Annotated in this window: 16 protein-coding genes; 5 read left to right on the plus strand and 11 right to left on the minus strand. The window is 66.5% G+C overall.

The window, feature by feature from the left end:
* Nucleotides 1-131 precede the first annotated feature (131 nt).
* Together L6Q96_08500 and rfaE2 are read left to right on the plus strand one after the other, a co-directional pair.
* The gene (locus tag L6Q96_08500; protein ID MCK6554602.1) at nt 132-458 is read left to right on the plus strand and encodes a hypothetical protein; all 327 of its coding nucleotides are present in this window, start codon (nt 132-134) and stop codon (nt 456-458) included.
* Nucleotides 459-625: 167 nt separating this feature from the next.
* Nucleotides 626-1105, plus strand: a complete 480-nt coding sequence (gene rfaE2 / locus L6Q96_08505) for a D-glycero-beta-D-manno-heptose 1-phosphate adenylyltransferase (protein MCK6554603.1) — start codon at nt 626-628, stop codon at nt 1103-1105.
* A gap of 21 nt (nt 1106-1126) precedes the next feature.
* Here the strand turns inward: rfaE2 and rpmB are convergent, their stop codons facing one another.
* The 4 genes from rpmB to L6Q96_08525 all read right to left on the minus strand — a co-directional run bounded on the left by rpmB (nt 1127) and on the right by L6Q96_08525 (nt 4611).
* A complete protein-coding gene (gene rpmB / locus L6Q96_08510) occupies nt 1127-1318 on the minus strand; it encodes a 50S ribosomal protein L28 (protein MCK6554604.1) in 192 nt (63 codons plus the stop codon).
* A 116-nt stretch (nt 1319-1434) separates the two neighbouring features.
* Nucleotides 1435-1845, minus strand: a complete 411-nt coding sequence (locus L6Q96_08515) for a Rid family detoxifying hydrolase (GenBank protein MCK6554605.1) — start codon at nt 1843-1845, stop codon at nt 1435-1437.
* A gap of 70 nt (nt 1846-1915) precedes the next feature.
* A complete protein-coding gene (locus tag L6Q96_08520) occupies nt 1916-4060 on the minus strand; it encodes a bifunctional (p)ppGpp synthetase/guanosine-3',5'-bis(diphosphate) 3'-pyrophosphohydrolase (GenBank protein ID MCK6554606.1) in 2145 nt (714 codons plus the stop codon).
* Nucleotides 4057-4611: an AAA family ATPase gene (locus L6Q96_08525; GenBank protein ID MCK6554607.1), complete on the minus strand. Its 555-nt coding sequence runs from the start codon at nt 4609-4611 to the stop codon at nt 4057-4059. Before L6Q96_08525 ends, L6Q96_08520 begins: the two co-directional genes overlap by 4 nt.
* A 157-nt stretch (nt 4612-4768) precedes the next feature.
* On the opposite strand from L6Q96_08525, the gene L6Q96_08530 reads away from it, so the two are divergent.
* The 3 genes from L6Q96_08530 (at nt 4769) to L6Q96_08540 (ending at nt 8452) form a co-directional block, all read left to right on the plus strand.
* On the plus strand, nt 4769-6376 hold the full coding sequence (locus tag L6Q96_08530; protein MCK6554608.1) for a methylcrotonoyl-CoA carboxylase: 1608 nt from the start codon (nt 4769-4771) through the stop codon (nt 6374-6376).
* A 70-nt stretch (nt 6377-6446) separates the two neighbouring features.
* Complete coding sequence (gene accC, locus L6Q96_08535; GenBank protein MCK6554609.1) at nt 6447-7946, plus strand: acetyl-CoA carboxylase biotin carboxylase subunit; 1500 nt, start codon at nt 6447-6449, stop codon at nt 7944-7946.
* Nucleotides 7943-8452, plus strand: coding sequence for a hypothetical protein (locus L6Q96_08540; GenBank protein ID MCK6554610.1), 510 nt, complete (start codon nt 7943-7945; stop codon nt 8450-8452). Before accC ends, L6Q96_08540 begins: the two co-directional genes overlap by 4 nt.
* A 202-nt stretch (nt 8453-8654) precedes the next feature.
* Here L6Q96_08540 and L6Q96_08545 read toward each other — a convergent pair whose 3' ends face one another.
* From L6Q96_08545 to L6Q96_08575, 7 genes are all read right to left on the minus strand, one after another.
* The gene (locus tag L6Q96_08545) at nt 8655-9887 is read right to left on the minus strand and encodes a M24 family metallopeptidase (protein MCK6554611.1); all 1233 of its coding nucleotides are present in this window, start codon (nt 9885-9887) and stop codon (nt 8655-8657) included.
* A gap of 157 nt (nt 9888-10044) precedes the next feature.
* Nucleotides 10045-10899 (minus strand): 16S rRNA (cytidine(1402)-2'-O)-methyltransferase, encoded by an 855-nt coding sequence (rsmI, locus tag L6Q96_08550; GenBank protein MCK6554612.1) that lies wholly within the window; start codon nt 10897-10899, stop codon nt 10045-10047.
* 247 nt (nt 10900-11146) lie between these two features.
* Nucleotides 11147-11998 (minus strand): NAD+ synthase, encoded by an 852-nt coding sequence (locus L6Q96_08555; protein ID MCK6554613.1) that lies wholly within the window; start codon nt 11996-11998, stop codon nt 11147-11149.
* Between the two features lie 68 nt (nt 11999-12066).
* Nucleotides 12067-12942, minus strand: a complete 876-nt coding sequence (locus tag L6Q96_08560; protein ID MCK6554614.1) for a carbon-nitrogen hydrolase — start codon at nt 12940-12942, stop codon at nt 12067-12069.
* 78 nt (nt 12943-13020) lie between these two features.
* The gene (locus L6Q96_08565) at nt 13021-14535 is read right to left on the minus strand and encodes an acetyl-CoA acetyltransferase (GenBank protein ID MCK6554615.1); all 1515 of its coding nucleotides are present in this window, start codon (nt 14533-14535) and stop codon (nt 13021-13023) included.
* 1 nt (nt 14536) lies between these two features.
* The gene (locus tag L6Q96_08570; protein ID MCK6554616.1) at nt 14537-15313 is read right to left on the minus strand and encodes a DUF4412 domain-containing protein; all 777 of its coding nucleotides are present in this window, start codon (nt 15311-15313) and stop codon (nt 14537-14539) included.
* Nucleotides 15314-15608: 295 nt separating this feature from the next.
* Complete coding sequence (locus L6Q96_08575; protein ID MCK6554617.1) at nt 15609-18029, minus strand: hypothetical protein; 2421 nt, start codon at nt 18027-18029, stop codon at nt 15609-15611.
* Nucleotides 18030-18165 lie beyond the last annotated feature (136 nt).

The raw sequence follows: 18165 nt of genomic DNA on the forward strand, positions 1-18165 counted from the left end.
TGGAATTGACACCCAACTACCCAAACCGAGCCGCACGGCCGCCTCCGGAGTCGCGGGCAAAATGCCCGGACACTGGCACCGCGATTGCTTTCACCCACAGGTCACGCACTTCAGAGAGAGGAGCTCGCATAATGCATATCGTCGATGGTGTGGTGCACGTATCCTTCGCCGGCGGCGGAGTGTTTCTTCCCGCGCGCAGTGTCGCGGACCGGAACCGCGTTGAGGCTACGGTGCAGGATCGCATGCGCGTCACCGACCGCGTCCAGGTGCTGAGCGGCGGCCAGCGCTGGGAGGTTCGCCGCGTGCACGCGATGCAGCCGATCGAATGCCACGGTTGCGGGACGGTTACCGATTCGGCCTGCTTCGGAGACGGGGTTGTATTCTGCGTGGCATGCGCCCTGATCGCTCCCGACGAAGCTAAACGGCATCTCGATCTCACCGGCTGGGACGAAGTCTAGACCACTACAAGACCTCGACGTTATCGACGCAAAGCTGACGCCGGCCCGGTTCGCTGCCAAGGTGGACCGGGCCGCTGTGTTTCCGGCGCACAGGCGCGGCAGCAGGGTCGGCACGGCCTTGATCCCTGCGCGGTAACCCCGCATAAGTTCAACGGCGGAGGTTAGACTTGAACAAGATCCTCACCTGGACGGCGGCGCGGCGTCGCGTCGCCACCTGGCGGCGCCAGGGATTGCGCGTCGTCTTCACGAACGGCTGTTTCGACATCATCCACCCCGGACACGTGCGCTATCTGCGCGCCGCGCACCGGCTCGGCGACGTGCTCGTGGTGGGTATCAACAGCGACACCTCGGTGCGCCGTCTCAAAGGCCGGTCGCGCCCCATCGTTCCCGAAGGGGCGCGTTGCGAGGTGCTCGCCGCGCTGGAAATGGTGGACGCCGTCGTGCTCTTCACGGAGAACACCCCGTACGAACTGATCCGGGCGATCCAGCCCGACGTGCTGGTCAAAGGCGGCGACTGGCAGCCCGACCACATCGTCGGGGCGGATATCGTCCGTGCCCGCGGCGGCAAGGTGCGCGCGCTGCGCTTCGCGCGGGGTTACTCGACGACAGGGCTGGTGGAAAGGATACGGGACGGGCGGAGGGATTGAGGGCCGGGGGGCCGGGAGGCGTCAGGCGGCCTTGGCTACCTTGCCGGAGCGGATGCAGCGGGTGCAGACGAGCAGCCGTCGGACGCCGCCGCCGACCTGCGCTCTCACACTTTGCAGGTTCGGCGCCCAGGTGCGTTTGCTCTTGTTGTTCGCGTGACTGACGTTATGACCGACTGAGCTGTGCTTGCCACAGATTTCGCAGCTTCGGGCCATTGGTGGGGTCTCCTGAGGGCTTGTGGGCCTGGGGGCTTCCTTGAATCAACCGGGGTGTTTGCCTAGCCAATGGGCGGAGGGATGTCAAAGGCATTCTTCCGCCTGCGACCGAGACCTCACGCCCCGCGCGCGATCGCGTCTATCTCCACGCGGGCACCGCGAGGTAGCGCGGCAACCCCGACCGTGCTGCGCGCCGGATACGGCGGCGCGAAGAACTTCTCGTAGAGCGCGTTGACGCGAGAGAAATCGTTCAAGTCGGTCAGGTATATCGTCGTCCGCACGACGGCGCCGGGGCTCAAGGCGGCGGCGGCAAGTACGGCGCGCAGGTTCTCGAGCACCCGAGTTGTCTCCGCCTCCACGCCGCCGGCAACGAGTTCCGCGCGCACGGGATCGAGTCCGATCTGCCCGGAGCAGAAAACGAAATCGCCGCTGCGCACGGCCTGGGAGTATGGACCGATCGCCTGCGGTGCGGCGGCAGTGGCGATCGGCACGGGAGAGGTGTGGGGGGCTGCGGGATGCGTGGGCATAGGAGGCTCCGGGGTATGAGATTGTCGTTTATTGCAGGTCGTTGTGCGCCGCACGTTGCTCGCCGAGCAGTCAGCCGCGGGCGCGGGCCACTTTCATCACCCCGCGCACCTTGCCGATAGCCCGGATCACGCGGTTGAGCTGGTCGACGCTGTTAACGACGACGTCGAAGGTATTGAGGGCCTTTTTCTCGGGTACGCTGCGGATCTGCGCGCCGCTGATGTTAACCCCTGTCGAACTGATCGCCTTGCTGATCGCCGCCAGCAGGCCCGGCTCGTCGATGCATGCCACTTCCAGCGTCACCGGGCGTGGTCCGGAGGCACCGTCGTCCCATACGGCCTCGACGCGCCGCTCGGGGTCGCTCTCCAGCACCCGCGGACAGTCGATGGCATGCACGGTGACACCGCGCCCCCGCGTGACGAAACCGAGAATGCGCTCCCCGGGCAGCGGGGCACAACACTTCCCGAACCGCACGAGCATGTCTTCAACTCCGCTGACGCGCACGCCGGCAGGGCTCTGTCGGGCAATCCGCCGGAACAAGCGGCGCAGCGGGCTTTCGTCGACGGGCCCCTGCTGCAACGCTTCCGCGGGCAGCAGGTGAGCGAGCACCTGGTGTGTCGTCAGCTTCCCGTAGCCGATGCTCGCCAGGACGGTCTCTTCGTCCTTCTGCCCCAGCGCAGCGACGACCTGGGTAAGCCTGCCGTCCTTGCGCAGCCGGCCGAGATCGAGGCTGTGGCGCGCCAGATCGCGCTCGATAATTTCCCGTCCGAGCGCGACGCTGCGCGTCCGCTGCTGGTACTTGATCCAGTTGCGGATCTTCTGCTTGGCGCGGCTGGTCTTGACGAAATTGAGCCAGTCCTTGCTCGGCGTCTGACTCGCCGTCGTGATAATTTCGACCGTATCGCCGCTGTGCAGATGGTAGCGCAGGGGGACGAGCCGGCCGTTGACCCGCGCCCCCGTGCAGTGGTGCCCCACCTCGGAGTGGATGCGGTACGCGAAGTCGATGACCGTCGAACCCTCGGGGAAGTTAAGCAGGTCGCCCTGCGGCGTGAAGACAAACACCTCTTCGCTGAACAGGTCTTCCTTGACCGAACGCAGGAACTCCTGCGGGTCCTGCGTGTTTTGCTGCCACTCGAGGAGCTGGCGCAACCAGGTGAAGCGCTGCGCATCGTCCTCCGCCTGGCGCCGCCCGCCCTTGTATCGCCAGTGTGCGGCGATACCGAACTCGGCAACCCGGTGCATGGCGTGGGTGCGGATCTGCACCTCCATGCGTTCGCCGTACGGACCGATCACCGTGGTGTGCAGCGATTGGTACATATTCTGTTTCGGCAGGGCGATGTAATCCTTGAACCGGCTCGGGATGGGCTTCCAGTGAGCGTGCACGACGCCGAGCGCGCCGTAACAGTCGCGCACGGAGTCGACCAGGACACGGAAGGCGACCAGATCGTAGATCTGGTCGTAGAGGAGGTTCTGCGTCTGCATCTTCTGGTAGATGGAGTAGAAGTGCTTCGGCCGACCCGTCACTTCGGTCTCGATACCGTTATCCGCCAGTCGTTTCGACAGGATACCGATCACCTCGTGGATGTACTTCTCGCGCTCGGCTCGTTTCTTCGCGACGTTGCGCTTGAGCTGGTAGTAGACCTCCGGGTGCAGGTAGCGCAGGGAAGCGTCTTCGAGCTCGCTCTTCATCCAGTAAATGCCCAGCCGGTGCGCCAGCGGCGCGTAAATCTCGAGCGTCTCCTGCGCGATCTCGTGCTGCCGCTCGGGGGACAGGCTCTCCAGCGTGCGCATGTTGTGCGTGCGATCGGCCAGCTTCACCAGAATGACCCGAATGTCGCGCGCCATCGCCACGAGCATCTTGCGGAAGTTCTCCGCCTGTTTCTCCTCGCGGCTGCTAAAATTCATCTGGCTGATCTTGGTTACACCGTCCACCAGAGCAGCCACGTCGCTTCCGAAGTGATCGCGGATCTCGTCAATCGTCGTCAGGGTATCCTCGACGGTGTCGTGGAGGAGACCGGTGACGACGCTGGGCACGTCGAGCTTTAGGTCGGCAATCAGGCCCGCCACCTCGACGGGATGCGTGAAATAGGGTTCGCCGGAAGCGCGGCGCTGCCCCTTGTGCACGCGCACGGAGAAATCGTAGGCCCGGCGCAGAACCTCGATGTCGGCGGCGCTATCGTAGCCGCGGACGCGGTCGATGAGGGCGGGCAGGTTCATGGATCGCAGACCGCGTCTGCCCCGTACCGCTCGCGCACGGCGGCAAGGACATGCTCCGCAAGCTCGTCGGGGGTGGCGCGGTCGGTATCGAGGACGATGTCGTAGATCGAAGTGTCGCCGAGGTCGAAGCCGTAGATATCCCGGTAACGGCCGGCGTCGGACGCCTGGCGCGCTCGATTCTGCTCCAACACGTGCTCCCAGTCGCTACCCTCGCGCTGGCCGACGCGCTGGGCCCGCACGGCGTCACTGGCGGTCAGGAACACCTTGAGCGCATCGACGCCTTCCTGGCGGGCGACGAAAGCGGCCAGCCTGCCTTCGAGTATGGCATTGCCGGCACAGGCATATGCGGCCATGCGCGCGTCCAGATCGCGGTCGATCGAATGGTCCTGCTCCGAAAGGCGGTTGAACTCCGCCAGCGAAATACCGCGCTCGGCGGCTGCCCGGCGGTACAGGTCGCCCGCGTAGATGTGCGGCAGGCCCAGCCGGGCACTCAACAGCTTTGCCACCGTCGTCTTGCCGCTCCCCGGCGTACCCGAGATCGTGATCAGCATCACCTTTCGATAGTAGCCGGATCGACCGGTGGCAACAACGCGGCCCGTCGGCCGGCCAGACGGTCCCGGTGGGAACCGACAAGCGCCTCGGAGATCGAGCGCCCCCGGGCGTCGAGCCCACTGGCCCTGCCTCTACAACCTTGGTATCAACCGGCCGATGCGGCGCATCGAGTCGAAGATCCGCACCTCCGATCCGGAGTTCCAGGCGAACCGCGCCTACCAGGAGGGACTCGCCACCGAATTGCGGTCGCGCCTCGAAACCGCGCAGGCTGGCGGACCCGAAGAGCTGCGCCGCCGCCATAAGGAGCGGGGCAAGCTGCTCGCGCGCGAGCGCATCGACGCCCTGCTCGACCCCGATACTCCTTTTCTCGAAATCGCCCCGCTGGCCGCATGGGGCCTCTACGGCAATGAAGCGCCGGCCGCCGGAATCGTCACCGGCATCGGCGTCATCCACGGCCGCGAGGCCGTTGTCGTCGCCAACGACGCCACCGTCAAAGGCGGCACGTATTATCCCCTCACGGTCAAGAAACATCTGCGGGCTCAGGAGATCGCCTTCGAGAACCGGTTACCCTGCGTCTATCTCGTCGACTCCGGCGGCGCCTTTCTCCCTCTGCAGGCGGAGATCTTCCCCGACCGCGATCACTTCGGACGCATCTTCTACAACCAGGCTCGCCTGTCGGCGGAACGCATCCCACAGATCGCCGTGGTCATGGGCTCGTGTACGGCGGGCGGGGCCTACGTACCGGCGATGTGCGACGAAACCGTCATCGTGCGCGGCACCGGCACGATATTCCTCGGCGGGCCGCCCCTGGTGAAGGCAGCCACCGGCGAAGAGGTCACGGCCGAGGAGCTGGGCGGCGGCGACGTCCACACCCGCATCTCCGGCGTCTCCGACCACCTCGCCGCCAATGACCACCACGCCATCGAGCTGACACGCTCGATCTTCCAAAGCCTCGGCCCGACCACCCGCACCACCCTGGATTGCGAGGCGCCCGAGGACCCGGCTTACGACCCGCACGAGATCTACGGCATCGTCCCGCGCGATGCGCGCAAGCAGTTCGACGTTCGCGAGGTTATCGCCCGACTCGTCGACGGCAGCCGCTTCCACGAATTCAAGGCGCTTTACGGCACGACCCTGGTCACCGGATTCGCCCGCATCCACGGCTACCTCGTCGGCGTCGTCGCCAACAACGGCATCCTGTTTTCCGAATCGTCCCTCAAGGCCGCACACTTCATCGAGCTATGCGGGCAACGGAAGATCCCCCTCGTGTTCCTGCAAAACATCACCGGGTTCATCGTCGGCAAGCAGTACGAGCACGGCGGCATCGCCAAGGACGGCGCCAAGATGGTACACGCGGTCAGCACCGCCGCCGTACCCAGGTACACGGTGATGATCGGCGCCTCGAACGGCGCCGGCAACTATGGCATGTGCGGCCGCGCCTATCAGCCACGCCTGCTGTTCATGTGGCCCAACGGCCGCATCTCGGTAATGGGCGGCGAGCAGGCGGCAAGTACACTGCTGACGGTAAAACTGCAGCAGCTCGCCGCGAAGAAACAGACCATGACCCCCGAAGAACAGGCCGCGTTCACCGCCCCGATCCTCGCCAAGTACGAAGAAGAAGGCAGCCCCTACTACTCGACCGCCCGCCTCTGGGACGACGGCGTCCTCGACCCGGTCGACACCCGCGACGTGCTCGGACTCGCCCTGGCGGCGGCCCGCAATGCGCCGGTGCCGGACACGCGTCCGGGGGTCTTTCGCATGTAGAGGCCGGAAACGGGACTGTCGGATTGGGGCTAACCCCTAAGGACTCGCCACTCGCGTCTGGCCACCGCCCATGCCTGCCATCCGCCGCGTCCTCATCGCTAATCGTGGAGAGATCGCCGTCCGCATCATGCGCGCTTGTCGCGAGCTGGGGATCGCCACGATCGCCGTCTACTCCGAGGCCGACGCGCATGCGCCGCACGTGCTGTGCGCCGACGATGCCGTGTGTGTCGGACCACCGCCAGGCCACGAGAGCTACCTCAACATTCCGCGCATCGTCGCCGCCGCTCAGGGAACCGACGCCGACGCCGTCCATCCCGGTTACGGTTTCCTTGCCGAAAATGCCGCTTTCGCCGCCGCAGTCGAAGCTGCCGGGCTGACCTTCATCGGACCGAGTCCCCGGGCGATCGCGGCCATGGGCGACAAGACCCTGGCGCGGCAGACGGTGGCCGCCGCCGGCGTGCCCGTCGTCCCGGCTAACGAAGACCCACCTCGCGACGCCGAACAACTGGCCGCCGCTGCCGCAACCCTGGGTTATCCGCTGCTCATCAAGGCCGCCGCCGGCGGCGGCGGCAAGGGCATGCGCATCGTGCGCGCCGGCGCCGATTTGGCACAGTCGTTCAGTGCCGCCGCGCGCGAAGCTCTCGGAGCCTTCGGCGACGACCGCCTCTTTCTCGAACGCTACGTCGAGCGCCCCCGGCACGTCGAAGTGCAGGTGCTCGCCGACAACCACGGCAGCGTCGTACACCTCGGCGAACGCGAGTGTTCCATTCAGCGCCGCCATCAGAAGATCGTCGAGGAAACCCCATCGCCGGCCGTCGATCCGGCGCTGCGCCGCCGCATGACCGATGCCGCGCTCGCGGCGGCGCGCAGTGTCGGGTACCGCAACGCGGGCACGGTCGAGTTCCTGCTCGATGCGGACGGCAGTTTCTACTTCCTCGAGATGAACACCCGCTTGCAGGTCGAGCACCCGATCACCGAGCTGGTCACCGGCCTCGACCTCGTCCACGCACAGATTCGCGTCGCCGGCGGCGAGCCGCTCTGGGTGCAGCAGGACGACATCCGCCCGCGCGGCCACGCCATCGAGTGCCGCGTGTACGCCGAAGACCCGGCGCACGGATTCCTGCCGAGCCCGGGAACGATTCGTTATCTGCGCGAGCCGTTCGGGCCAGGCATCCGCGTCGACTCGGGCATCGCGGCGGGGTTCGCGGTGCCGCTGTACTACGATCCCCTGCTGGCCAAGATCTCCGTGTGGGGCGAGGACCGCGAGGCCGCCCGCCGGCGCATGCTCGGCGCCCTCGGGGATTGCGTGATTCTCGGCTGCATGACCTGCATTCCCTTCCTGATCGATATCCTCGAACACCCGGCGTTCGCCCGCGGCGAGACGCACACGCACTTCATCGAGGATCACATCCCAGCCTGGCCCGGGCGCACGCGGCACCAACTCGTGGCCGCGATCGCCGCCGCGATCGACAGCTCGCGCCGCACCGCAGTCGCGGCTGACGGCACCGCACCCGCAACGCCAGAGACTCCGTGGCAAACCCTCGGTCTGTGGAGGCTCGGCCGCGGATGAACCACCTCCACCTCCGCCTCGGCACGCGACACCTGCCGGCCACCGTCCAGCGCGACGGCGCGGCGTATCGAGTCACGATCGAAGACACGGAAAAGGTCGTCGAGGCGACGTACCTGGACGACAGCACGATGCTGTTGACGGTCGACGGCCGCCGCTACCGGGTAGCGATCGCGCGGCAGGGGCGCGAACGCTTCGTCGGACTGGCCGGGGAGGTCTACCATGTCGTCTCCGAAAGCGGCGCCGCTTCGGGGCACAGCCTCGGCACCGTCGCCACCCCCGAGGTCGTCTCGCCGATGCCTGGCAAGGTATTGGAGGTGCTCGTGCAACCCGGCGACCGCGTCGATGCGGGCGCCGGTCTGCTGATCCTCGAAGCGATGAAGATGGAGAACCGGCTGACCGCCGACGCGCCGGCGACCGTCACGGAGGTGCGCGTCACCGCCGGTCAGACAGTCGACGGAGGGCAGGTGCTCGTGGTGCTCGACTACGACGGCAGCTCGCGAGCTTGAGCAGCCCGCCACCGCAGGCCAAGAAGATACTCACCGTCGAGGACGCAGGGGGGACGCAGAGGCCGGTGAACGTACCGGGCCTCGAGAGGAATCGATCCTCTGCGGCCCTCCGCGTTCTCTGCGGTGAGCCCCGCCTTTCCCCCCGAGTTCGACACCGCGTAGACGCTCGTCCGGGACCCCGGAACTTCCGGGCGTGACCGGATCAGAAGATCTCCTCGATGCCGAGCGCGAACTTCGACATGGTTTCGCAGCCGCCTTCGTGCAGCAGGATCGCGTTCTCGTAACGGAAGCCGATCTGGTCCTGCGGGCAGACGTACTGCATCGCCGCAATCAGCATCTCCTTCTCCCGGTACACGTGCGAGCGGTCGGTCCAGTACGGCATCGCTTGATTCTGCTCGGCGCCGATCTTCCATTCGTCGCCCCACAGCCCGATCCCGTGCTCCACCGCGGGCATCACGAAGTCCGCGCACCCGCGTTCGGCAGCCAGCCCCGTGACCTCGGCGAGCATGCTTTCCGGCGTCATGCCCGGGCGATATGTCTTCAGCAGGTGCGCGATCAACGCCACGAAGTTGTCGGCATGCCAGCGCTGCCGGCTGGTGGCGGGTGCGAGCAAGTAATTGTGCGAATGATCGCCCAGGCCGAGCTTGAACATCGAGTGGAGGTCGAACATGCACGGTTCACCGCCCGCGAGCGGCTTATCCGTCGGCGGCGTGCACGCGCCAAGGGCCGTGCGCCAGCCGGTGGCGATCTCGTTGAGCCCGGCGAAGTTCCACTCCGACACACTGCCGGCGCGCCGCATGGCCAGCGCGGCAATGCCCGCCACCGCGGTCTCCGTCAGGCCGCGCCAGCCGCCATCCGCAATCGCCGCGCGAACGGCCTCGTGGCCGACGTCGCAGATCCGTCCGGCCTCGCGAAACCGATTGATCGTGCCCGCGTCCTTCACCAGAGAGAGCTGATCGACGATAGCGTGCCCGTCGACCAACTCGACGCTCGGCAGCTCGGCCTGCAGGGCCTGATACTCGTAGCGCGTCAGGTAACCCTCGGGCGTGTACACGGAGATGCCGTCTTCGTAAGCAACGCGCCCGCGCGCGCCGTCTATCCGTTGCTTGATCGCGTTGGCGATATTCGGGATCGGCTCCATGCCCGGCAGACCCGCGTAGCCGAGTACACGATCGGCGTCGATCCAGGTCTCGCTGCGGATACGATCGCCATCGAGGAGAAACGTGAACAGCGTCGGCATGCCCTCGGCCGGAACGAGCACGTAGCTGCGCCAGGGGACGAAGACGTCGAGCAGCCAGCTCAGCGTTCGCGGGCGCGTACCGAGATAAACGTCGATGCCGCCCGCCTGCATGGCGGCCTGCACGGCTCTAACGCGCTGCGGACAGTCGACGAAGAAGGGATCGGTACGATCGATAACGGCGAGCTTTCCTGCCATGGCGAGGGCTCCTTTCGATGCACGACCAGGACGCCGCGCCACCATGCTTGTTGGCAGAATGCCACACCGGTGTCGAGTCCGGCCCATCGCGGCCGCCCACTCGACTTCGTCGCTGCTTCACTCATCCCCGGGGGGCGGGCGTGTCGCCGGGATCGTGTCAGTCATCTTCCGGCGCGCTACCGACGGCAAGGCCCACCTTGTAAATCTCGCGACTGGTCATCTTACGCTCTCGCGCCAGCCTGCGGGCAACCTCCTTCAGGCTGAGTCCCTCACCGCGCAGCCGCACGATGGCGGCCGGCAGGCTCTCCTCCGGCGTCTCCGCCGCGCGCGGCTCCGCACCCGCGATAACCAGCACCACCTCGCCGCGCATCGTCTCGACAGGCCTGAGCCGCACCTGTTCGAGGACGACGCCGAGCGGACCGCGCACAACCTCTTCGAAGCGCTTGGTCAACTCGCGGCAGACGGCAACCGCGCGCTCGCCGAGAACCGCCCGGGCGTCAGCCAGACTGTCCGCGAGGCGGCGCGCCGTCTCGTAGACGACGACGGTGCGCGTCTCGCCGCCCAGGCGTTCGTAGAACCGCCGCCGGGCACCCGCGCGCGCCGGCACGAAGCCGTCGAAAGCGAACCGATCCGTGGGCAACCCGGCGACGCTCAACGCCGTCACCACCGCCGACGGACCCGGCACCGGCACAACGCTAATGCCCGCGGCCACCGCGGCGCGGACCAGACGAAAACCCGGATCGGCAATTCCCGGCGTCCCCGCATCCGAAATCAAGGCGATGCGCTTCCCACGTTGCAGTTCGGCCACCAGGCGCGGCGCCTTCTCGCGCTCGCTGTGGTCGTGGTAGCTGGTAAGCGGGGTCGCCACCCCGTAATGCACAAGCAATGCCCGACTGTGGCGAGTATCCTCCGCCGCGATCAGGTCCACCGTCTTCAGGACCTCGAGCGCCCGCAGAGAGATGTCGCCCAGGTTGCCGAGCGGCGTGGCAACGATAAAGAGGGTGCCGGACATGGAGGGCTTGGGGGTTCGGGGATTCGGGTCGTCAGGTTGTTGGCCCCCAGAGCGAACATCCGCGGATGTCGCAGATTTCGCGGAAGCCGATGGGCCAATGGTTGGGGCGACCACCACCCCTCCCGACCCAACCGCACTCGGATGAGCCTGGAGATCGTGCGGCTGAGGGAGCCATCTGGCCGCTCCCATCGGCGTCATCTGCGCCATCTGCGGATTCTTCTTTTCGGATTGGAACTAACACCCTGTATCACCGTCCCCAGTCACGGGCGTAGCGGAAATCCCGGTCTATGGTCCGCGCCGACACCTTGGCGATCACCGGCAGGCGGCGTTTGAACTGCGACCCGCGCACCATGCCGCTGACGCGCTCGACAAACGGCGCCGCGAACCTGGCCGCCAGCAACTCCGCCCGCGAGTAGCGCAGATCGACCATCAGATAAAGCAAGGCATCGACCTCGCGGTAGCCGAAGCCAAGCTCGGCCTCGTCGGTCTGCCCGCTCCACAGATCCGCCGAAGGCTCCTTGTCGACGATCTCCGGCGGCACGCCAATGGCCCGCGCCAGGGCCCAGACCTGCGTCTTGTACAGATCGCCAATCGGGTTCAGAGCCGAGGCCATGTCGCCGTACAGGGTCCCGTACCCGAGCAGCAACTCCGTCTTGTTGCTCGTGCCCAGCACCAACGCCCGCCAGCGCGCCGAGTGGTCGTAAAGAATTGTCATGCGTTCCCGCGCCATCTTGTTCCCGCGGCGCATGTTGTCGGCGTCGGGAAAGCGGGCGAAGTAAGCATCTATCTGTGGCGTTATATCGACCTGCAAACTCTCGATACCCGCCACGGCAATCACCGCATCGGCATGTTCCAGGCTCTCCGGACTCGAGGTGCGGTAAGGCATCTTGATCGCCAGGACGTTGGTCGGCCCGAGCGCCGCGGCGGCGAGCATGGCACTGACCGCCGAGTCGACCCCACCGGACAGCCCGACGACCACCCGTTCGACGCCCACCTTGCGGACTTCGTTGGCGACGAAGCCCGTCAGCACCCGCCGCAGCAAAGCCGGGTTGGTAGGAATGGGCACCCGCCCGCCGCTCGTATCCCGGGATGCAACCATAGGCACTCCGCGCAGTAACCGCTCGTCACTCGTCGTTCGCCGTCGGTCGCGTGCAAGCGAACGCCCTATCACTTCCCCGCGTCGTCACCGCCGGCTCCTTGCCGGTCGCGGATGCGCACCAGCTCGTGAATCGTCAGGTCGAGGTCCTCGTCACGCAGGAGCGGGGCCGCCAGGCGTTGCCGCCGAGCCGCCTTAAGGTTCACCGGCGCGACGATCATGTCTTCCTCGTAGTACTTCGCCTTGGCCAACCGCGCCCCGGTCGGGTCGACGATCTCCGACCCTCCCCAGAAGCCGACACCGTCCTCGAAGCCCGCCCGGTTCGCATACACGACGAACAAGGCATAAGTCTGCGCATACATCCGAATCAGCAGTTCCCAGTAGCGCGCGTTGTCATCCTGCTCGCGGTCGTCGCTGACACCGCGCAGCGGCGAACTCGAAGGGCAGATGACCAGCAACGCATGATCGAGCGCGACCAGATAAACCGCCGACGGGTGCCAGAAGTCCTCGCAAATCAACATCGCGCTCTGGCCACGCTGGGTCGCGAAGCTCCGAATACGGTCCCCGCGCGCGAAATAGCGCCCCTCGTCGAACAGACCGTAGGTCGGCAGATACGCTTTGCGGTGCACGTAGCGGATCTCGCCGTCTTCGAGGTAAGCGGCACTATTGAAGAACCGGTAGTCGGCGGTCTCCTCGACAAACCCCGCCACGATGGCTCCCCCGCGACTTAGCGTCCGCAACCGAGCGATCTCCGGGGCATCGATGCGCAGAGCCACCGTCGACACCATGTCCTTCAGGAAATAACCGCTCAGCGACAGCTCGGGGAACACGACCAGATCGGCACCGCGGGCGCGCGCCGCCCGGACGCGCTCCTCGTAGAGATCGAGGTTGAATTCGACGTCACCCAGCCGCGGATTCACCTGCGCCACCGCCACCACGAACTCGATGGGCCCCATAGCGCAAGTATCCCGAAGCCACCGGACGAAGACAAGCAACCGACCGGCACGCCGGCAGCCCGCGCGCCATCAGTCCGGATCGAAACGGTTCAGGCCGCCCCCTGACGTCACCGTGCCTGCACGTCCGACTCCTTCTCTCTCGGTCAGGCTCTCGAGCACGGCGCGATCGCTCGGCGTGTTGGCCACGAAGCGGCTGCCATCGGACAGTCGCCCGACAACGATACCTTTCTCCGGTGCACCGTCGCGCGCATAGACCACCGTGTACGTCTCGATCGTCCCCCGGCCTTGCGGCTCGGGCTGCAGTGGCGGGTGCGCCATGGCGTCGATTTCGGCCTGGTAACGAGCCGGATCCTCGCGCCGCCAGGTCGCGGCGTGCGGCGGCGGCGTGGCCGCATACACGCCCACGGCGTGCTTGGTCAGGTACCAGCCCAGGGCGGTGACCAGCCCCAGGGTATCCGGCGAGTTGCGTACCCGCTCCATCATCGTGGCGATCGCGTGAGTCGAGTAGTTGTTGCCGGGTCCGCCGTGGTACGCGAGTCCGCCGGTGACGGTCAAGGCGCGCGCGTCGTCGTCGCGGACACCGAGCATGTCGCGCCCGATCTGCACCGCGCACGGGAAGCAACTGTACAGGTCGAAATGGTCGATGTCGTCGATGCCCACGCCGGCCATTGCCAGTGCGGCACGACCGGCTGCACGGATGGCGGGAGAGCTACAGAAATCCACCCGATCCGTCGGGTACCAGAGATCGGTGGCGTCGCCGCAACCCCACAGATAGACCCATTTCGACTCGGGCACGCCGAGGGCGCGGGCCGTGCCGACCGAGGTCAACAAGAGTGCCGCACCCTGGTCGACCTCGATGATGGCGTTCATCCGCTTCGTGTACGGAAACGCAATCATTCGGTTCTCGTCGGTAACCTTCGTGATCTCTTCGGGATTACGCGCGTGCGGGAACCACGCTCCGGGGTTGCGGGCCGCCACCTCCGAGAAGCGGCTGTAAAGGGCGCCGATCCGTTCCCGATGCGCCGCCAGGCTGAGCCCGGTACGGGCCCGCAAAGCGTTTTCGAACAACGGATAGATCTGCACCGGCAGTTGCAACCCGTGGGTCATCTCGTGGTCGCTCGATCCGAGCCGAGCACTGCCAATCGTCTCCGGCGTGCCGTCGACGCCCCGGGACCAATCGAGAGTAACGCCGGCACGGCGAGCCCGCACCGCGGTGCTAATCGCTTCCGCTCCGGCAATCAGCGCGCAGCCCACGCTGCCCGCGGCGATTGCCGCCGCCAGCTCGTTGACGAGCAACTGCGGGGTGTTGCCGCCGACGTGGGTATAGATCTGTCTGGTGGGGCGGGCTTCGAGGAGCGCTGCCAGAGCGCCGGGAGCGTTGTTGTAGTGCCAACCGATGGTGTTGACCACGGCGACGGTATCGAGTTGCGCCAGCACGCCCGGGCCGGCCCCCGTATCCGCGGCTGCCAATCGCGCGCTCTCGGCCATGAGACCCAGCGGCTCGAACGCCACCGCCGGATCGACATCGCGTTGCGTGATTTGTCCCGCCCCGATCAGGACGGGCAAGCGATCGTCGCGCTTCACGTTATGGTTTCACAGGGCGCTGGGGCACAACCTTCGGCGCCGAGGGCTTGAGCGACGGCGCCTCCTGCTTCGTGAAACCGGCGGGCACCGTCAGCACGTCGGCAGGCGGGGTGGCCTTGATGACTTCCGTCACCTCGTTGATCGTCGTCACCGAGGCGGGTCCGTTCTTCATCGTAATCCTGGTGCGCAGGGGCATGCCCTTGACCTTGCCCAGAGCCGTTGTCAGCGCACCGCTCGGGCCGCCGGAGCCACCGACCGCATCGGCCATCGCCTCCGCAGCCCGTCGGGCCAACGGATCGTCAATCTCCTCGGTCACCCACATCGCCCCCGTGACCCGAGGACTCTGCACGGCATACTCCCTGGCGGTATAGCCGGCAATTTTCTCCTGTTTGCCGGTCGGCGCGACCGACACTTCTCCCCCGCCCATCATCTCCTCAACCATCTTGCGGGTCTGCTCCGACATTGCCGCCAACCGCTTCCGGCCAGATTCGACCTGCTCTCGCACCTCGTCGAACGACCGGGTGTAGTACGTCCGCGAAGCCTTGCTGCACAGGGTGACCGTGCGGGCGTCGAGATCGACAATGAACCGGCTGTCGGCGCTGTCCGTAACCCGCTTGTTGCCGGCCGAGTATTCCGTGGCCTCCTTGCTGCTGGCCTGCCCGTCGCCGCGATCGAAACTTTGCCGTTGCTTGATGATCAGGTCCATAGCCTGCGCGCCAGCCGGCACGGTAGCCGCCAGCACCCACGGCAGCAGATACAAGAGCCTTCGGTTCGTCATCCTAACCACCTCACTTAAGCGAGAACTCAGTACTCCGGCTCATTGATTCGGCAGCGTATTCCGTTCGCCCCGAGTAGCACCATCTTTCCGGCGGCGTATCGAGGGGCGGGGCCGCAAAGCCGCCCGCCAGGCTGCCCCTCGATACGCCCCTGAGAAAACGGGGCTACTCGGGGCGAACGGAAAGCGTCGCACGGAATACGTCGCCGTAATTGTGCCCATCACTACTTAACCGAATCGGGCCTCGACAGTCGAGCGCGCGGGCTCCGGGAGAGTTTTCGCCGCGGGCGCCCTGGCCCTACTCCGCCGCCAGTGGGTCGCAGGTCTCTTCGAGACCGTAAGGCCGCTCGTAGGACAGCCCGCCATCGCAGCGACCATCACAGAAGTTGCGAATCGTGCCGCCCGGCGACAGGAACTCGGCCGTCTGATCGAGCGCCGCCGGGATTACCATCTGGAAGCCGTGCGGGTCGCAGCGGTTCGGTTCGGCCTGCAGATTAGCCAGCGGTGGAATGAACGGCACATGAGCGGGATTATCGAGCCGGTACGAGCCGGTTTCGTAAGTAACGAGCGCCGACGGGACCGGTCCTGCAACATCGGGGATCTCGACAAGACCGGTCTGCAGCGAGCCGACGAGGCTCGGAAGTCCGAGCGTCCGTGCCGCGATCTCGGTACCCTGATTCGATACGGCCTGATCGAGGTACGCCGCCGTCATGAGGATGTTCTTGGCATTGGTGCCGGGCAGCGGGTTGGCGGTGATGTGAGTTGCGTAGCCGGCCGATTCGCCCCGTACCCAGAGCTCGTGGATGATGCCGATGAGCAGTGCCTGGTCGGCGGCATCGGTCACGCCGGTAAGCTCGAGAGCGCCCTGAAAGGGCAGGAACGGCGTCGCGCGCTGGAGGAGGATCGAGAAATTGATCGCCGGGATGGCGATGTGCGCGTTGACGATGTCGGGCGACAGCGCGGCGAACATCAAGCCCATGATGCCGCCGAGGCTGCCGCCGGAGTAGAAGGCCTCCGTGGCCGGGCCCGGCAAGGCACCAGCTCCGCCCGGTGCCACGAACGCCGGGTCGGCGTTGAACGACCCTTTCTTCATCATGCGCGCCAGCACCAGCGTGTTGAGCATGCCCTGACGCAAGCGGTCGGGCAGTGCCGCGAAGTTGCGCAGGTCGAGAATCACCTTACCGATGAAGGTTCCCAGCAAATCGCCGTCCGCGTCAGGCTGCGAAAGCCCGCGCCAGTCCGTAGCGCCGGCGACCAGATCGAAGTCCCAGAACGCCGCCGACCCGGCCACATCCTGCACCAGCCCCCGTCCGGTACCCATCAAGCCGTGCCCGAGGACGATCGGCGGCTTCGGACCGTCGGTCAGTACCGAACAGGGGATCGCGATCGTGAACGGCGGCGCCGTGAACCCGTTACGCTCGGGGACGCCCATGGCATCGACGTTCAGGAATGCAGGCGTATTGGGGGCTGTCATCGGGTCGCGCCCGAGGAAGAGTGGCACCTGATAGGTCCCTTCGACCACTCGCCACGCCCGGGCGCCCGGCTGCGAGCAGTCGAATTCCCTGACCCGATCGACGGTGAAGGTGCGCGCGCCGGCCTGCTCCTGCTCCGCCAACCACGCGAACGCCTGATCGCGCATCGACAACATCTGGCTGGTCAGACCGGTGTCGCTCTGGACCACGAAATCGAAGGCGAGGACGAGATCGCCACGCGCGATACCGGCAGCGGCAAGATGGGCAAATATAGACTCCATCGGGGCGCGCCGCGCGTTGACGGCCGGGATGTCCGACGGCCGGCCGTCACGCAAGGCCGCAAACACCGGCTCGGCGCTCACCGCACTGTCGTCGGCGTGGCGAAGATTGCGGGCCGCCACCACGTAACGGTGTCCGGGCGTCAAGCTGCGACCGGGCCGCAGAAAGATCACCTGACGGTCGGGATCGGTCGCCCGCGCATCCGTCTCGATGAAGTGCAGCACACGCTGCGGCGGATTCGCGGTCACATCGAGAAGGATCGTCGGGCTGTCCGCCTGCAGGGAGCGATCGTCGTATGTACGCAGCTCGGGCAGCAGGCGCGACGCATTCGACCGCACCGGATCGACACCTCCGGGGAAGGTCATCAGGATCTGTACGGTGGGACTGAACCCGTCGAGAGCCGCATAAGGAGCGGGGGAGAGAATGCGGCTGAACTGCTTCGGCATGCCGCCTTCGGGGAAGCGCAGCCGATAGCCGGTCGGTGTGTCGGCCGTCTCCAGAAAGCGGGAGGATGGATAAGGCAGTAGGCATGCAGCGGAGTTGAGGATCTCGCATTCGTCGGGCCGGTCGAGCGACACGAGATCGAAGGCCGCGGTGCCCCGGTCGCCGCCGTGCAGGACGGCGCCAAGCTTGTACACGCCGGCGGCCATGGCCGGCAGCACCCCGCGCAGCTCGTCGCCGGTGGCCTGCAAGGGGATGCTGACGCGCGAACCGTTGAGGGTCAGCGAGACGTCGGCGGGCGCCGTACCGGGCGGAACCCGCAACACGACGTCCACGTCTCCGGGCACGGAGAGCAGTCCGTCTGCGGGCTGCACGATCTCGGCCCGCGGGGGCACCGCCGTCGGCGTGGGTTGGGGCGGCGGCACCGGTGCACCGTCGTTGTCGCCACAGGCGCACAGGACAATCAGGGCGGCCATCGCCAGCCCCAGTTGAGCGCCACTCTTAACGGAGTGAATTCGTTCGGTCATGCAAACCCTCCCCCGCCACGAGTCGGATTGGCATACACTCCCGGCGCACCGGAGCCGATCCGCTCTCATACAATCGATCTTCCAACCATGTAAGGCCGGACGCGGAGAGTCAACCGCTCTCGCCGCCGGCTTGACA

It is taken from the genome of Candidatus Binatia bacterium, from assembly GCA_023150935.1.
Taxonomy (GTDB): Bacteria; Desulfobacterota; Binatia; order HRBIN30; family HRBIN30; genus JAKLJW01.

Excerpts from the sequence above, each read along its gene's own strand:
- L6Q96_08500 (MCK6554602.1), top strand. The coding sequence starts at position 132 with ATGCATATCGTCGATGGTGTGGTGCACGTATCCTTCGCCGGCGGCGGA.
- rpmB (MCK6554604.1), bottom strand. The coding sequence starts at position 1,318 with ATGGCCCGAAGCTGCGAAATCTGTGGCAAGCACAGCTCAGTCGGTCAT.
- L6Q96_08515 (MCK6554605.1), bottom strand. The coding sequence starts at position 1,845 with ATGCCCACGCATCCCGCAGCCCCCCACACCTCTCCCGTGCCGATCGCC.
- L6Q96_08520 (MCK6554606.1), bottom strand. The coding sequence starts at position 4,060 with ATGAACCTGCCCGCCCTCATCGACCGCGTCCGCGGCTACGATAGCGCC.
- L6Q96_08525 (MCK6554607.1), bottom strand. The coding sequence starts at position 4,611 with ATGCTGATCACGATCTCGGGTACGCCGGGGAGCGGCAAGACGACGGTG.
- L6Q96_08530 (MCK6554608.1), top strand. The coding sequence starts at position 4,769 with ATGCGGCGCATCGAGTCGAAGATCCGCACCTCCGATCCGGAGTTCCAG.
- accC (MCK6554609.1), top strand. The coding sequence starts at position 6,447 with ATGCCTGCCATCCGCCGCGTCCTCATCGCTAATCGTGGAGAGATCGCC.
- L6Q96_08540 (MCK6554610.1), top strand. The coding sequence starts at position 7,943 with ATGAACCACCTCCACCTCCGCCTCGGCACGCGACACCTGCCGGCCACC.
- L6Q96_08545 (MCK6554611.1), bottom strand. The coding sequence starts at position 9,887 with ATGGCAGGAAAGCTCGCCGTTATCGATCGTACCGATCCCTTCTTCGTC.
- rsmI (MCK6554612.1), bottom strand. The coding sequence starts at position 10,899 with ATGTCCGGCACCCTCTTTATCGTTGCCACGCCGCTCGGCAACCTGGGC.
- L6Q96_08555 (MCK6554613.1), bottom strand. The coding sequence starts at position 11,998 with ATGGTTGCATCCCGGGATACGAGCGGCGGGCGGGTGCCCATTCCTACC.
- L6Q96_08570 (MCK6554616.1), bottom strand. The coding sequence starts at position 15,313 with ATGACGAACCGAAGGCTCTTGTATCTGCTGCCGTGGGTGCTGGCGGCT.
- L6Q96_08575 (MCK6554617.1), bottom strand. The coding sequence starts at position 18,029 with ATGACCGAACGAATTCACTCCGTTAAGAGTGGCGCTCAACTGGGGCTG.